This window comes from Rhizobium sophorae, from assembly GCF_013087515.1.
Lineage (GTDB): Bacteria > Pseudomonadota > Alphaproteobacteria > Rhizobiales > Rhizobiaceae > Rhizobium > Rhizobium sophorae.
The window spans coordinates 48,853-64,162 of record NZ_JABFCN010000070.1 but is presented as its reverse complement, the minus strand read 5'-3'; the positions used below and the strand labels follow the sequence as shown (position 1 = coordinate 64,162).

General features: G+C 61.4%; 14 protein-coding genes. 8 read left to right on the top strand and 6 right to left on the bottom strand.

Going from position 1 to position 15,310, the window contains the following annotated elements:
• Positions 1–159 precede the first annotated feature (159 nt).
• Both G9X64_RS34410 and G9X64_RS34405 read right to left on the bottom strand, forming a co-directional pair.
• Positions 160–717, bottom strand: coding sequence for an RNA polymerase sigma factor (locus G9X64_RS34410; RefSeq protein ID WP_003542247.1), 558 nt, complete (start codon positions 715–717; stop codon positions 160–162).
• 9 nt (positions 718–726) lie between these two features.
• A complete protein-coding gene (locus tag G9X64_RS34405; RefSeq protein WP_003542250.1) occupies positions 727–933 on the bottom strand; it encodes a NepR family anti-sigma factor in 207 nt (68 codons plus the stop codon).
• A 364-nt stretch (positions 934–1,297) separates the two neighbouring features.
• Here G9X64_RS34405 and G9X64_RS34400 point away from each other — a divergent pair, with 364 nt between their 5' ends.
• The 4 genes from G9X64_RS34400 (at position 1,298) to preA (ending at position 6,379) form a co-directional block, all read left to right on the top strand.
• The gene (locus G9X64_RS34400) at positions 1,298–2,092 is read left to right on the top strand and encodes a response regulator (RefSeq protein ID WP_168309331.1); all 795 of its coding nucleotides are present in this window, start codon (positions 1,298–1,300) and stop codon (positions 2,090–2,092) included.
• A 192-nt stretch (positions 2,093–2,284) separates the two neighbouring features.
• The gene (locus G9X64_RS34395; protein ID WP_171378370.1) at positions 2,285–3,280 is read left to right on the top strand and encodes a sensor histidine kinase; all 996 of its coding nucleotides are present in this window, start codon (positions 2,285–2,287) and stop codon (positions 3,278–3,280) included.
• 409 nt (positions 3,281–3,689) lie between these two features.
• On the top strand, positions 3,690–5,051 hold the full coding sequence (locus tag G9X64_RS34390) for an NAD(P)-dependent oxidoreductase (protein WP_171378337.1): 1,362 nt from the start codon (positions 3,690–3,692) through the stop codon (positions 5,049–5,051).
• 14 nt (positions 5,052–5,065) lie between these two features.
• Positions 5,066–6,379, top strand: coding sequence for an NAD-dependent dihydropyrimidine dehydrogenase subunit PreA (gene preA / locus G9X64_RS34385; protein WP_168309329.1), 1,314 nt, complete (start codon positions 5,066–5,068; stop codon positions 6,377–6,379).
• A 106-nt stretch (positions 6,380–6,485) separates the two neighbouring features.
• On the opposite strand, the gene prfH is transcribed toward preA, so the two are convergent.
• The 3 genes from prfH to ftrA form a co-directional block, all read right to left on the bottom strand.
• Positions 6,486–7,100 (bottom strand): peptide chain release factor H, encoded by a 615-nt coding sequence (prfH, locus tag G9X64_RS34380; protein ID WP_168309328.1) that lies wholly within the window; start codon positions 7,098–7,100, stop codon positions 6,486–6,488.
• Positions 7,087–8,310, bottom strand: a complete 1,224-nt coding sequence (locus tag G9X64_RS34375; protein WP_168309327.1) for an RNA ligase RtcB family protein — start codon at positions 8,308–8,310, stop codon at positions 7,087–7,089. Before G9X64_RS34375 ends, prfH begins: the two co-directional genes overlap by 14 nt.
• A 199-nt stretch (positions 8,311–8,509) precedes the next feature.
• Positions 8,510–9,511, bottom strand: coding sequence for a transcriptional regulator FtrA (gene ftrA / locus G9X64_RS34370; RefSeq protein ID WP_168309326.1), 1,002 nt, complete (start codon positions 9,509–9,511; stop codon positions 8,510–8,512).
• Between the two features lie 70 nt (positions 9,512–9,581).
• Here ftrA and G9X64_RS34365 point away from each other — a divergent pair, with 70 nt between their 5' ends.
• Positions 9,582–9,992 (top strand): rhodanese-like domain-containing protein, encoded by a 411-nt coding sequence (locus tag G9X64_RS34365; protein WP_168309325.1) that lies wholly within the window; start codon positions 9,582–9,584, stop codon positions 9,990–9,992.
• A 58-nt stretch (positions 9,993–10,050) separates the two neighbouring features.
• Here the strand turns inward: G9X64_RS34365 and G9X64_RS34360 are convergent, their stop codons facing one another.
• The gene (locus G9X64_RS34360; protein WP_168309324.1) at positions 10,051–11,073 is read right to left on the bottom strand and encodes a zinc-dependent alcohol dehydrogenase family protein; all 1,023 of its coding nucleotides are present in this window, start codon (positions 11,071–11,073) and stop codon (positions 10,051–10,053) included.
• Between the two features lie 101 nt (positions 11,074–11,174).
• Here G9X64_RS34360 and G9X64_RS34355 point away from each other — a divergent pair, with 101 nt between their 5' ends.
• From G9X64_RS34355 to G9X64_RS34345, 3 genes are all read left to right on the top strand, one after another.
• Complete coding sequence (locus G9X64_RS34355; protein ID WP_168309474.1) at positions 11,175–12,074, top strand: LysR family transcriptional regulator; 900 nt, start codon at positions 11,175–11,177, stop codon at positions 12,072–12,074.
• A gap of 141 nt (positions 12,075–12,215) precedes the next feature.
• Positions 12,216–12,752 carry a biliverdin-producing heme oxygenase gene (locus G9X64_RS34350; RefSeq protein WP_168309323.1) on the top strand — a complete coding sequence of 179 codons (537 nt, stop codon included), beginning with the start codon at positions 12,216–12,218 and terminating at the stop codon, positions 12,750–12,752.
• On the top strand, positions 12,749–15,310 hold the full coding sequence (locus tag G9X64_RS34345) for an HWE histidine kinase domain-containing protein (RefSeq protein ID WP_171378336.1): 2,562 nt from the start codon (positions 12,749–12,751) through the stop codon (positions 15,308–15,310). Before G9X64_RS34350 ends, G9X64_RS34345 begins: the two co-directional genes overlap by 4 nt.

Here is a 15,310-nt window from a genome sequence, read left to right as displayed (position 1 = left end):
TTGGGCGCACTGAATTCCTGGGACAAGCACGAATGAGGATGAGAGGTAGTGCCTCGAATGGCCGTCCCATCCCGTGGAGCCCGTCCTTCTCCCTACCCTTCAACGAAAAAAACCGGCGCCCCGAGGGGCGGCCGGCTTTCCTCCCGAATATAACTCTTGTCAGAACGCGAAAGCCTTCGATGTCAGCGGCGCCGAGGTGGCGTCGGGGCCGAAATCGGCCTCGCCTGATATCTGCAGCAACTCCTGCAGCCGCTGACGGGCCCGGTTGACGCGGCTCTTGATGGTGCCCACGGCGCAGCCGCAGATTTCGGCCGCCTCCTCGTAGGAGAAACCCGAGGCGCCGACGAGGATGATCGCCTCGCGTTGATCCGGCGGCAGCTGGTCGAGCGCCTTCTTGAAGTCCTGCAGATCGAGCGCGCCATATTGCGAAGGGTGCATTGCCATCGATTCAGTGAACAGCCCGTCGCTGTCCTGCACTTCGCGGCCGCTCTTGCGCATCTGGCTGTAGAGTTCGTTGCGCAGGATCGTAAAGAGCCAGGCCTTCATATTGGTGCCCATCTCGAAATGATCCTGTTTGGCCCAGGCTTTCATGATGGTGTCCTGGACGAGATCGTCGGCACGGTCGTGCCGCCCGATGAGCGAGATCGCGAAAGCGCGAAGGCTTGGGAGTGCCGCCAGCAGTTCCCGCTTGAAGCTGGGTTGCGATTTGTCTTCCATGCAGCGATCCTATTCGGCCATCTTGGCAGAAGCCATCATTTCAGCATGGTCGAGCTTTTCGAGAAGGTCGAGAAAACGATCGGGAATCGCCTCATCCTGTGCGGCCGAATACAGCGACCGCAGCCTGACGCCGATCTGGTTGTTCGGGTCCAGGATGTCGCTTGCCCGCAGCTCCAGCTTTCGCTGATCGGCTGCTTCTTTCTTGCGTGTAGTCATCAATTCGTCTTCTCGCCGGTTGTCTGTCCAGAGCATGATGCCGAAAAGTGGGAGCGGTTTTCGGACGACATCATGCTCTAACCTTCTAATTTAGAACAGGATTCAGATTTTAGGCCGACCCGGCCTAAAATCATCCTGTTCTAGGGGGCGTGGATGGGATCAAACACGACCATTGACATCAAACGTTCCATTCTCGATGTCGCTGGCATTTGCCGTTGCATGGGTCAAAACGCTACGCCCTTTCTTCGTCGGCTGGAATAATGCGGCGCAGCGAAAAAAGTTCCTGCGGTTCCGGAACTTTTTTATCAAGGCGGCGTTAACCGCTCATTGAAGCCAATGCCGGCCTGTATGCAGGAGCCCATTAATGACACTTTCTACTCGGATTGCGCCGCACCTTCCTTATCTGCGCCGCTATTCCCGCGCCCTTACCGGCACTCAGACTTCAGGCGACGCTTATGTCGCCGCCGTTCTCGAAGCTATCATAGCCGATCTGTCGATTTTCCCGGATACAGCGAACGACCGGGTTGCACTCTACAAACTGTTCACGCAGCTGTTTGGTTCCACCGCAGTCCAGATTCCGGAGCCAACCTCGCCCTATGCCTGGGAGCAACGCGCCACGCTGAATCTTTCCAAAGTTTCGCCGCGTGCCCGTCAGGCCTTCCTGCTCGCCTCCGTGGAGAATTTCCGCGTCGCCGAAATCGCCGAGATCCTGGAAACCGAAGAACAGGATGTCATGCACCTGCTCGACGTAGCGTCGCAGGAGATTTCCCGTCAGGTCGCCACCGATATCATGATCATCGAGGACGAACCGCTGATCGCCATGGATATCGAGCAGATGGTCGAGAGCCTCGGTCATCGCGTCACCGGTATTGCCCGCACGCATACCGAGGCCGTGGCACTTTACAACAAGACCAAGCCGAGCATGGTGCTGGCCGACATCCAGCTTGCCGATGGCAGCTCCGGTATCGACGCAGTCAACGACATCCTCAAGACGTCGAGCGTGCCGGTGATTTTCATCACCGCCTTCCCGGAACGGCTGCTGACCGGCGAGCGCCCGGAACCGACCTTCCTTGTCACCAAGCCCTTCAATCCCGACATGGTTAAGGCCCTGATCAGCCAAGCTCTTTTCTTCAACGAATCGACCAGAGTGGCCGCCTGAGACGCAATTTTCCGGCCTTCGGAACCAAATCGCCAAAGCAGGCGTTCCGGTGCTACCGGGACGCTCCGGTGGCTTTAACGGTTTTTGCAGCGCTTTGTTCTAGAGTTGACAGGCGGTGTCTGGAAGGGCGCTCCCTTCAGCGACGTTCAAGATGTCACAAGGAAAGGCGGCCGAGTGAATACGAATGAACCATTGTCCGGCATGCCTTTCACCTTCGAAGGCAAAGCCGAAATGATGGAACGCGCGCTCGGCAGCGCCGGGATTTCAATCCTCTGCCAGGACGCCCGGCTTTCGATCTTCTACGCCGAAAATCTGCCGCCGCATTTTGCGGCGCTCTTTGCGCCTGGCGGCAGCGACGCCGTCCTCTTTGGCGATGCCCACGGCCGATATCTGACGGCGCTGAAGCACAAGGTGCTGGAAACCGGCATCCCCAACAATGCCGAAGTCGAGATCGACGTCGACGGCGAAAGGCGCACCTATGAACTGAAGATCCAGCGTACTGGCGAACGCGGCGCGCATGGACTTCTTTCCGTCATGGCTGAAGTCACCGAGAGCCGGCATCGCGAAAAAGTTCTGAAATCGCTGCTCCGCGAACTCTCGCACCGCTCGAAGAACCTTCTCGCCATCATTCAGGGCATTGCCACCCAAACGGCGCGCAACACACTCTCCCTCGACAGCTTCCTCCTTAAGTTCCGCGGACGGCTGCAATCGCTTTCCAACTCGCAGGACCTGATCACGGATTCGAGCTGGCGCGGCGCCTATCTCTTCGAACTCGCCGAAAAGCAGTTTGCCCCCTATTGGCCGGAGACGGCCGGCTCCATGCCGATCTATGGCATCAACGCTCATCTGACGCCGAATGCCGCCGTGCATCTCGGGCTCGCTCTCCACGAACTCATCGTCAACTCCGCCTCTTTTGGCGCGATTGCCGGCGGTGCCGCCTCCATCACGCTGAATTGCCGCGAAGCCATGATCAACGACAGGAAGGCGATCGAAATCGCCTGGGCGGAAGTGCTGCATGATCAGGCAGAAGTCCACGAATTCAGCGACAACAGCTTCGGCCGCACCGTGCTGGAGCGTGTCGTGCCCTCGTCGGTCAATGGTAAAGCGGAGTTGAACCTCATTCCCGGTCGCATCGAATATCGTTTGACCATTCCGGAAAGCGAATTCGAGATCTTCAAGCGCGTGTGAAAAGCCAGGAGCCGAACACGGAAAAACAGCCGGTGCGAGGGCGGCGCACCGGCTGTCTTCACTCACCGGGAGGGGACCGTGAGTACGTCCGGATAGTGGGTTGGGGGCGCGCATGTTGGGTCGATGCGATCACCATCCGGATATCGCAATAACGGCGACATCAAACTTTGGTTCCCTGCCATCCGAAAAAATTCGACTTTTTTGAATCTTTTTTCGGACGCCCCGCCGATGCTGTTCGCCCCAGCTATTTTGTAGGCACGGGCTGCCAAAAAATTGCCTCTCCCTCATAAAAACAAGGGTTTGGGTGCGCTAGGCGCAACAAAATTGCCAAAATTTTACCGTTTGATAAATTTTTAAACCTGAGTTACGATTCCCTCACAGGCCGTTTACCAATAATGAGGGAACTTCAATGGAACGACTGGAAACCGGGATTCATGCCGGCCGGCTTTCGCCCGCCGAATATGAGGCAAATTTTTCCGATCTTCATCCACGCCTCGACAACCATGAGGCGCTGGTCGCCGCCGACCGCTGTTATTTCTGTTATGACGCGCCATGCATGACGGCCTGTCCCACCTCGATCGACATTCCGCTGTTCATCCGCCAGATCTCGACCGGCAATCCTATCGGCTCGGCAAAGACGATCTTCGATCAGAACATCCTCGGCGGCATGTGCGCCCGCGTCTGTCCCACCGAAGAACTCTGTGAACAGGCCTGTGTCCGCAACACGGCTGAAGAGCGGCCGGTCGAGATCGGCCGTCTGCAGCGCTATGCCACCGATGCCGCCATGCAGGCCGACAAGCAATTCTATGCCAGGGCCGAACCGACCGGCAAGACGATCGCCGTTGTCGGCGCAGGCCCAGCCGGACTTGCCGCCGCCCATCGCCTGGCCGTCAAAGGCCATTCCGTCGTCATCTATGACGCCAGGGAAAAATCCGGCGGCCTCAACGAATACGGTATCGCCACTTACAAGACGGTCGACGACTTCGCCCAGAAGGAAGTCGACTACGTCCTCTCGATCGGCGGCATCGAGGTTCGGCATGGGCAGCGTCTCGGCCACGATTTTTCGATTTCCGATCTGCAGGCGCAATATGACGGCGTCTTCCTCGGTATCGGCCTTGCCGGCGTCAACGCGCTGCGCATCGAGGGCGAAAACCTTGCGGGCGTCGACGATGCCGTCGATTTCATCGCGGCCCTCCGCCAGGCCGAAGACAAAAGCGACATCGCCATCGGCCGCCGCGTCGTCGTCCTTGGCGGCGGCATGACGGCGATCGACGCTGCCGTACAGGCAAAGCTGCTCGGCGCCGAGGAGGTAACGATCTGCTACCGCCGCGGCAAGGAGCACATGAACGCCTCCGAATTCGAACAGGATCTGGCAAGCTCCAAGGGCGTCATCATCCGCCATTGGCTGGCGCCGAAATCGATCCTGTCGCAGGACGGCAAAGTCGCCGCCATCGAGGTGGAATATACGAGAATTCTCGAAGGCCGCCTCGTCGGCACCGGCGAAACCGGTGTCATTGCCGCCGACCAGATCTTCAAGGCGATCGGTCAGAGCTTTGACGCCTCTGGTCTCGGTTCGCTGCGCATGGAATCCGGCCGCATCGCCGTCGATGGCGAAGGCCATACCTCGCTTGACGGCGTCTGGGCCGGCGGCGACTGCGTTTTCGGCGGCGACGATCTCACGGTTTCTGCCGTCGCCCACGGTCGCGACGCGGCTGAATCCATCCATCGTGCCCTCACCGCAGCAGCCGCTCCGGCTGTCGCGGTTGCTTGAAGGGAGAATGAACAATGGCTGATCTCCGTAATAATTTCGTCGGCATCAAATCCCCGAACCCGTTCTGGCTGGCGTCTGCGCCGCCGACCGACAAGGCCTACAACGTCGAGCGCGCCTTCAAGGCCGGCTGGGGGGGCGTGGTCTGGAAGACGCTGGGCGAGGAAGGCCCGCCCGTCGTCAACGTCAACGGCCCGCGCTACGGCGCGATCTGGGGCGCCGACCGCCGCCTGCTCGGTTTGAACAATATCGAGCTCATCACCGACCGCGACCTCTACACCAACCTGCGGGAAATGAAGCAGGTGAAGATGAACTGGCCGGACCGGGCACTGATCGCCTCGATCATGGTACCCTGCGAGGAAGAGGCTTGGAAGGCGATCCTACCCTTGGTCGAAGAGACCGGCGCCGACGGCATCGAACTCAATTTCGGCTGTCCGCACGGCATGTCCGAGCGCGGCATGGGCTCGGCGGTCGGCCAGGTGCCGGAATATATCGAGATGGTCGTGCGCTGGTGCAAGCAATACACCCGCATGCCCGTCATCACCAAGCTGACGCCCAACATCACCGATGTCCGCCGCCCCGCCCGTGCTGCCAAGGCCGGCGGTACCGATGCCGTGTCGCTGATCAACACGATCAACTCAATCGTCTCCGTCGATCTCGACAACTTCGCCCCCAACCCGACGGTCGGCGGCAAGGGCAGCCATGGCGGTTATTGCGGCCCGGCGGTAAAGCCGATCGCGCTCAACATGGTGGCCGAGATCGCCCGCGATCCAGAAACCTACGGCCTGCCGATCTCCGGCATCGGCGGAATCACCACCTGGCGCGACGCTGCCGAATTCCTCGTTCTCGGCGCCGGCAACGTCCAGGTCTGCACCGCAGCGATGACCTACGGCTTCAAGATCGTCCAGGAGATGATCACTGGCCTTTCCGACTGGATGGACGAAAAGGGCCACCGCAGCCTCGACGACATCACCGGCCGCGCCGTGCCCAACGTCACCGACTGGCAATATCTGAACCTCAACTACATCGCCAAGGCGAAGATCGACCAGGACGCCTGCATCAAATGCGGCCGCTGCTACATCGCCTGCGAGGATACTTCGCACCAGGCGATCACCAACTTCGTCGACGGCGTTCGCCATTTCGAGGTGATGGACGAGGAATGCGTCGGCTGCAATCTCTGCGTCAGCGTCTGCCCGGTCGAGAACTGCATCACCATGGAGCAGCTTCCCGCCGGTACCCTCGACAAACGCACCGGTCGCGTCGTTGACCCCAACTACGCCAACTGGACGACGCACCCCAACAACCCGATGGCCCGCCAAGCGGCGGAGTAAGGATTCGCAACGCCGCCTTAATCTTCGGCGGATCATGACCAGTGAAATCGGCGCCCTACACGAAAGGGCGCCGTTTGTTGTTGTAGTCAGGGCACGCTATTCCCGATTACAGCTTGAAAGTTTTGACCTCGTTGCCGCGCTCGATGGTCCGGTTGGCGATGAAGCGCCCGGATTTGGCAGCCTCCTGCTTCTCCGCCTCGATATGGCGCAACATCGCCTCAAGACGCCGGAGCGCCAGGGCTTTGTTGCGGTGCTGGGAACGCTCGTCGCGCGCCGTCGCGACGAGACCGGTCGGCCGATGCAGGACACGAACAGCACTGTCGGTCGTATTCTGATGCTGCCCGCCCGGTCCGCCGGCCCTCAGCGTCTCGAAACGCAGGTCGGCTGGATCGATCGTCACCTCGCCGCCTTCCGGTTTGGTATCGATACGTTGAACCGAGACGTACCAGTTCTGCCGCTTGTGACCCGGACGCACCTGGCTTTTGAAGGTGAAGCGGATCGTGCCGCAATAGTCACTGACGATCTGCTCCGCCTCGAAACCATTGAGGCTGACGATCGCCGACTTCGCGCCGTGCTGGTCCGGCATCGGACCAAGGCTGGTCTCGAAAGAGCAGCCGAGCCGAACGGCCTCCCGCTCGAGGATGCCGAGAAGCGCCGACAGAGCCATGCGGCATTCCACCGGACCGTTGCCCGCGGTAACGAGAAGATCAATAGCGCTCATGGCCACGTCCTCCTTCCCTGCGATATTCGGGTTTTCGCCGGCGCTGCTCAACCTCCGCTTCATCAACCGCCTTCTTGAAGGTGACAAGCGGCCGAAAGCTGGCAAGCTTCACGACCAGGCTCTCATTTTCCAGATCGGTTACCACCTGTCCGGCATCCTTGTATGCGGATGCCGCCTCCTCGACGACAAGGGAGCGATCGTCGCAGATGGCGATACCGCCCCAGGAATTGCGCAAGAGCTGTTCTCGTTCGGAGCGGTTGCGGCCGACACGCCCGTGCATGGTGGCGCGGTCGTATTTGCGACCGGCCCCGTGAGAGATGCCATCCAACGAACGGGCAACGCCGGCGCTCGGACGAACCACATAACTGAGGCTCGCTCGAGATCCCGCAATCGGCGCGAGTTCGCCGCTTACGACCGCCGCCGCACCCTTGTAGTGCACAAACCCACGATCGGACGGGCGAACGAGATTGTGCGGCACGTCGGCGATGAGACGCAGATCCGCATGAAGCGCTGCGGCCGCCCGCTCTGCGATCAGCCGTCGGTTCAACGATGCCCAGGCAACGCACTGGTCATGGCGCATAAGCCAGGCGGCGCCGGCCTCCGAACCGGGATCAAGACCGGCTGCGAGCCCCGAATGAGCGGCCGCCATCTCCGAGAATACGGTGGCGCCCAGAGACCGCGAACCGGAATGAACCAGCAGATAAAGCCCCTGATCATCGAGACCGTCGGCAGATCCACCTTCGGCGAGCTCCTCCACAGCCTGCAACTCGCAGAAATGATTGCCGCCGCCGATCGTGCCGAGAGCACCGGGTGTCAGATCGGTGGACAGACCCGCCTCCGTCAGAAGTTCCGCCGCATTTCCGATCGCCTGCGTTTCAAACCGGCGAAGCCGCTCCGCCGCCCTGTCGATCTTCAGTTTGCGCAACGGGAGATCCAGGCCGAAAAGCGACATGCCGCAGCCGATATCGTTGCCGATCAGCAGCGGGTGCAGCCGAGAGGACAACAGTGCCACGCCGGTCGCACCATATTTTCCGGGGTGCAGATCTGGAAAGGCGGCGATCTCCAACACGCCCGGCAGGCGGGACATTTCGTCGAGTTGATTTAAAGCGGCGCCTTCGATCCAGGCGCTACCGGAAAAGAAACGATTGATGAGTGCCGGATGTGCCGACGACGTCATCGGGGAGCTTCCGCTCCCAATGGAATTGCCCATGATGATGAACTCTGGATATGATTGGTCTTTCATCGCCAAAATGGCGATGTCAACCGGCATTCATCGGCCCATTGACCGAGTTAAGCCGAAACCCTCTCGGGGCGTGCGGAGATATTCGTCATCGTGGCGCTCCCTTTCCAGAAACAATCGAGAGCGCCCACTTAGGTGAAATAGCAAAGAAATGCAAGCATGGGATGCTCTAGTCACCGAATGACTTCCGATAGGCACTCGGGCTCGTCCCGAGCCGCCTGCGGAAATGATGCCGCATCGTCGCCAGTGTTCCAAAGCCGCTGGCGGCGGCGATGTCATCGAGCGAAACAGCAAGTTCCTTCTCCAGCAGGTCGCGGGCATGCCGCAGCCGCTCCTTCAGCAGCCATTCGCCGACGCTGAGACCCGTCGTCGCTTCGAAGCGCCGCTGGAAGGTGCGCATGCTCATACCCGCTCTTTTCGCAAGCAGGCTGATCGGCTGATCTTCGGAAAGGCTCTCGCGCATCCATTCGATCAGCGGGCCCAAGCGGATACCCTCGCGTTCCTCGGGAACCGGCGCGTGAATGAACTGCGCCTGTCCGCCTTCGCGGTGCGGCGGCACGACGAGGCGTCTTGCCACGCTGTTTGCAGCTTCCGAACCGAAATCGCCGCGCACTACATGCAGGCAGAGATCGATGCCGGCGGCACTGCCCGCCGCCGTAAGCAGGCTGCCCTCGTCCATGTAGAGAACGTCGGCATCGAGCGTGATGTCGGGAAAACGTGCAGCGATCGAGGCGACATAGCGCCAATGTGTCGTCGCCCTGCGGTTGGCAAGCAGCCCGGATCCGGCAAGAACCGCAACGCCCGAGCAGAGAGACATGATGCGCGCGCCGCGCTGATGCGCTGCCCTGAGCGCTGCGGCGAGTGGTGCCGGCACCGGCGCATCGATCGCCCGCCAGCCGGGCACGACGATCAGGTCCGCCTCATCAAGCACCTCCAGTCCCTTGTCGACCGCGACCGTCAGCCCTCCGGCGGCGCGAAGCGGTCCTGGTTCGATGCCGCAGACCGAGAAGCGATACCAGCCTTCGCCCATTTCCGGCCGCAGCAGGCCGAAGACCTCGTAGGCGATACCGAATTCGAAGGTGCAGAGCCCGTCATAGGCAAGTGCGGCGACCAGCGGTCCTTTGGTCTGCTGCGGCGATGAGTTTGGCATGATTTTTACGCTGTTGGTCATGATGGCCAATTTCACACAGCTCTAGCATCGGCGATACAAGGCGGCAACTTCAGAAAAAAGGAAATCGCAAATGCCAAGCCCCGTCGCAGAAATCCCCGCCGCAGCCGCTGATATCGCCGCTGCCCATTATGCAGCCAAGCTTGCCTTCGAGACCGATTGCTCCGATGTCCACGCCGCCTTTGCGTCCGGCAAGATCGATTTCGTTCTTCTCGACGCACGCTCGCCGGCGCTCTTCGCACAGTCCCATATTCCCGGCGCCATCAACCTGCCACATGGCAAGATGACGGCGCACCGCATGTCGGCCTGGCCCGCCGAAACGCTGTTCGTCGTCTATTGCGCCGGCCCGCATTGCAACGGGGCGGACAAGGCCGCGCTTCGCCTCTCCCGTCTCGGCCTGTCCTTGAAGCTGATGATCGGCGGCATGACCGGTTGGGCCGATGAAGGCTTCTCCTTCGAACAGGGCGTTTCCACTGGCGCCTGACAACAGCACCGTGCGTTTTTTTAGACGCGCGGCCCTGCAACACTTTGAATCGCGATCATCAGAACTCGACGACCACCTTGCCGAAAGGCCCGCGATAGAGATGATCGAGCGCCTCAGGGAACTCGTCGAAGGCATAACGCTTGTCGATCACAGGCTTCAGCCCGGTCTGGTCGATTGCCCGCACCAGATCTTCAAGCGCACGGCGGTAGCCGACGGAAATGCCCTGCACAACCGGCGCCTTGAGCAGCAGCGGGCCGGCCGGGCCGGAAACCTCGAACCCCTCGAACACACCGATGACGGAAATGCGGCCATTGATCGCCACTGCCTTCAGCGCCTGGCCGAGATGCGGGCCGCCGACGATCTCGAGCACGTGATCGGCGCCATAGTCGCCGGTCAACTGATAGAGTTGCTCAACCCAGTCGCCTTCATGGCGGTTGATCGCGTGATCGGCGCCCAGCGCAATGGCGCGTTCGAGCTTCTCCGCGCTGCCCGATGTGATGAAGACCTCCGCGCCATGCGCCTTGGCGATCTGCAGACCGAAGAGCGCCACCCCGCCGGTGCCTTGCACCAGAACCTTGTCGCCGGCTTTCAGACCGCCGCGTTCGATCAGGGCGAACCAGGCAGTCAGCCCAGCGCAGGGCAAGGTGCTTGCCTGCGCCGCATCGAGCGTATCGGGCGCGCGTGAATACCACTCCTCGGAAAGCACGGTGTATTGGGAGAGGACACCAGGATAAAAGCCGCCGCGCGTCTTGTAAGGTGGCGTGCGCGCATCGCCCAAGCCGCGTCCGTCGATCCAGTCGGGCGAAAAGGTCGAGATGACCCGATCACCCGGCTTGAAACGGCTGACCTCGGGTCCGACTGCCTCCACGACCCCCGCCATATCGGAAGCCGGCACGAAGGGAAATTGCAGCGGCAACCCCACGCCGCTCTCCATCACCAGCCGGTCGCGGAAATTGAGCGAGACGGCTTCCGTCCGGACCAGAACCCTGTTTCCCGAAACCGGTTCGAGCCTCCGCTCGCCGATCGTCAGTTGGCGTTCCGGCCCAACCGCGTCGATCTGCCACTGCCGTGTTGTCTGCATTGTCTTGCTCCTTGTCCATTGCGGGGAGCGCAAACATATCGTTGAATATTTCGCACCAGTTGCGATATTAATTCTCCAGAATGGTTCCAAAGAGGAAACAACTGGAACAGCTCAAGGGTATCTCGATCTTTGTCGAAGCCGTCGAGGCCGGTGGCTTTTCAGCTGCCGCCGAGCGGCTCCATCTCACGCGTTCGGCGGTCGGCAAGACGATCGCACGTCTGGAACAGCGTCTCGGCGTGCGGCTTTTCAACCGTACGACGCGCATGCAGAGCCTTACCGAGGAAGGCCGCTTCTTCTACGAGCGCTGCCTGCGGGCGGTGGAGGAAATCCGCCTCGGGGAAGCCATGCTGGAATCCGGCCGGCGTGACGTGCGCGGCCGATTGCGCATCTCGATGCCGGTGCTTTTCGGCCGCCACTGCATCGCGCCGATCCTCGCACGCCTGCTCGATGAACATCCGGATCTTGAACTCGACCTTTCCTTCAACGACCGTATCGTCGACCTGCTCGAGGACGGCTTCGATCTTGTCATTCGCAACGGGCCGTTGAAGGACAATCCGGATCTGATGGCCCGGGCGATCGCCCGCCAGCGCATGACCGTCTGCGCATCGCCTACCTATCTGGAAAAACGTGGCGCGCCGCAGACGGTCTTCGATATTCCGCAGCATGAAGGCATCGTCTACAGGCGGGGCGATGACGATAGGGGCTGGATCTTTCCCACTGCAACCGATCCCGGGCGGCGGATGCCGCCAAAGGCGCGGCTACGGCTCGACGACCTTGCTTCGATTTCCGATGCGGCCGTCGCCGGGCGCGGACTTGCCTGGCTCCCCTGCTGGCTGGTCCGTGAGGAGGTGCTGGCAGGCCGGCTCATTCAGGTGTTGAAGCACGAACCGGCCAATGTCTTCGATGCCCATGCCGTTTGGCTGCGCTCTCCGGTCATGCTGCCGAAGGTGCGGCTCGCGATCGATACGCTCGCCGCGGGACTGCCGGCAATGATGGGCTGAAGCGCTCGCCGCGCGTCTGCGTGCGACGAGAAACCCATGTTTTTCCTAGACGTTTCCCTGGAAATCACTCGTTGCCGCAGTATATCCGCTCATTCACCGTCCGTTGTGGACGGCCGCCATATCACTCGGAACACGGTCAGCATGTCACTTCGCAGCGCCCTCCGCGCACACACTGCAGATTGCCACGCCGCGGTCGACGCTCTCTTCGGCAGTTTCAACCTCTCACGTACGCAGGATTACAAGGCATTCCTGCGCGCGCATGCCCGGGTCGTACCATCAGTCGAACATGCGCTTGAGGAAGCCGGGATCGCTCGCCTGCTGCCCGACTGGCAGGAACGAAGGCGCGTGCACCGGCTCGCTGCCGACATAAGGGAACTCGGCGATCGATTGCCCGCGCCTCTTCCTCCACCTGCCTTGCATTGCGAAGCAGCGGTCTGGGGTGCTGCCTATGTCCTGGAAGGCTCCAAGCTCGGCGGCGCGCTGCTCGCCAAAGCCACGCCTGATCACTTACCCAGCAGCTACCTGAACTCGCAGGGCCCGAAGGGCGCCATGCGGCTCTTCATGGATCGTCTTGATGCGACCAACCTGGAGGATCACGCTGCTGCCGTCGCCGCCGCCCGCGATGTCTTCGATCTCTTCCTCAAAGCCGGGCACCTCACGCTGGAAGCCGTCCCATGAGCGGCACGCACGAACCCGTCGATCTCACCAATTGCGACCGTGAGCCGATCCATCAGCTTGGATCGGTTCAACCTTTCGGCTTTCTCCTGGCGATATCCACAGACTGGATCGTCATGCGCGCCTCCGCAAATCTCGTGGAGTTTCTCGATGTTGCTCAGTCCGACGCGATCGGCCGCCCCGTTGTTTCGGTGATCACGCCAGAAGCACTCCACGCCATCCGCAACAAACTTACCACGCTGCGCGGTCCCGACGTCGTCGAGCGCATTTTCGGCATTGCCCTGATGCCCGGTCAAGACAGGTTCGATCTTGCCGTGCACCTGAACGAAGGTCAGGTCATCATCGAAGGCGAGCGCTGCCAGGAAGACCGGCGTGACGCCGCCTCCCTCTCCATGCGCAGCATGATGTCGCGCCTCGACCACACGGAAACACTTGAAGCTTTCTTCCGCGAAGGTGCGAGACAGGCGCGGGCGCTTACCGGCTTCGATCGGGTCATGGTCTATCGTTTCGACGAAGGCGGTTCCGGCGAAGTGGTGGCGGAAGCCGCCCGGGCCGGCATCGGCTCCTTTCTCGGGCTGCACTATCCGGCTTCCGACATTCCGGTGCAGGCGCGCGCGCTTTATTTGCGCAACCTGTTCCGCATCATTGCCGATGTCGACGCCGTCGCGGTCCCGATCTTGCCGCAGCTCGACGAGCACGGTCAGCCGCTCGACCTCTCCATGTCGGTATTGCGTTCGGTCTCGCCGATCCACATCGAATATTTGAAAAACATGGGCGTTGGCGCTTCGCTCTCCATATCGATCGTTGTGGACGGTAGGCTCTGGGGCCTGTTTGCCTGCCATCACTACGGCCCGCGTCTGCCTTCGGCCCAAAGCCGCTCCACTGCCGAACTCTTCGGCCAGATGTTTGCGTCGCGCCTTGAAAGCCGCGAACGGCGACTGGCTCTCGACTACGAGACCAAGGCGCGCCGCACTGCCGACCGGCTTCTCACCACCGTCGCAGACAATGCGAGCCTGCTAGACGATCCGGCCTGGCTGATCGAGGCGCTCGCCGACGCCATTCCTGCCGACGGGATCGGCGTCTGGATCAACGGCCGGTTGGCCCTTGCCGGCATCGGGCCGAATGAGAGAGGCTTCGCAGCTCTCGTCCGCCATCTCAACCGCAACGCCGCCGGCCGCATCTATGCCGTGGACAGGCTCGCAGAAGCCTATCCGGATCTTGAGGTCGACGATTCTGTGGCAGGTATGCTTGCCATCCCGATCTCGCGTTCGCCACGCGATTATGTCGTGCTTTTCCGTCAGGAATTGGTGCGCACCGTCCGCTGGGGCGGCGACCCGCACAAGCCGGTGGAATACGGGCCGAACGGCCCGAGGCTGACGCCGCGCAAGAGTTTCGAAGCCTGGTCGGAACTGGTGCGCGGCCGCTCCCTTCCTTTCACGGAGGCCGAGCGCCGTGTCGCCGAAACCATCCGCGTCACATTGATCGAGGTGGTGTTGCGCCTCACCGACGAGGTCAGCATGGCGCGCCAGATGGCAAACGAGCGCCAGGAACTGCTGATTGCCGAGCTGAACCACCGCGTCCGCAACATATTGAGCCTCATCACCGGCATTATCCGGCAGTCACAGGCAACGTCGGTCGGCCTTGGCGACTACATCCGCCAGCTCGAGGGCCGCATCCAGTCACTCGCCCGCGCCCATGACCAGATCACCCGCGATCACTGGGCGCCCGCTTCGCTTCGGCAATTGCTGCTGGCAGAGACCGCCGCCTATCTCGGGAAAAACGCGCAACGCATCCAGATGAGCGGCGAGGACGTGCTGCTGGAACCGCAGGCCTTTTCCACCGCCGCCCTTGTTTTCCATGAGCTGATGACCAACAGCGCCAAATATGGCAGCCTTTCCGGCACCGGCAGCGTCCAACTCGGCTGGCACCGCGACGACGAGGGCAATCTGCGCATTGGCTGGCGGGAAAAGGATGGTCCGCCCGTCGTCGAACCTAAACGCCATGGCTTCGGTTCGACGATCATCCGCCGCTCTATCCCCTATGACCTTGGCGGCAAGGCCGAGGTCCGCTACGTCAAGGACGGGCTCGAGGCAGATTTCTGCATTCCGGCGCGACATGTCGTCGGCCCGGCCAGCGAACCGTCAAAGCCGGCTCCGGTCGGAGCCGCCGATCGCAAGACGATTCCCGACGATCAGCCGCTCGCCGGCCTGAACGTTCTGCTGGTGGAAAACAACCTGATCATCGCCATAGATGGGGAGGACATCCTGCGCCGGCTCGGTGCCCACGTGGCCACGGCGCCAAGTGTCACCGAGGCGATGGAAATTCTGGCTGGCCAGTCCTTCGATCTGGCGCTTCTCGATGTCAATCTTGGCGATGAGACGAGTTTCGGGATTGCCGAACGGCTGGCAGTTAACGGCGTTCCCTTCGTTTTTGCCACGGGCTATGGGGAGGGCATTGCCCAGGCGAACAGCCACTCGGACGCGCCCGTGCTGCAGAAGCCTTATACGATGGAAGGTGTGACGGATATTCTTGCCCGAGTGCCGCTCCCGAAGAGAGGGTAA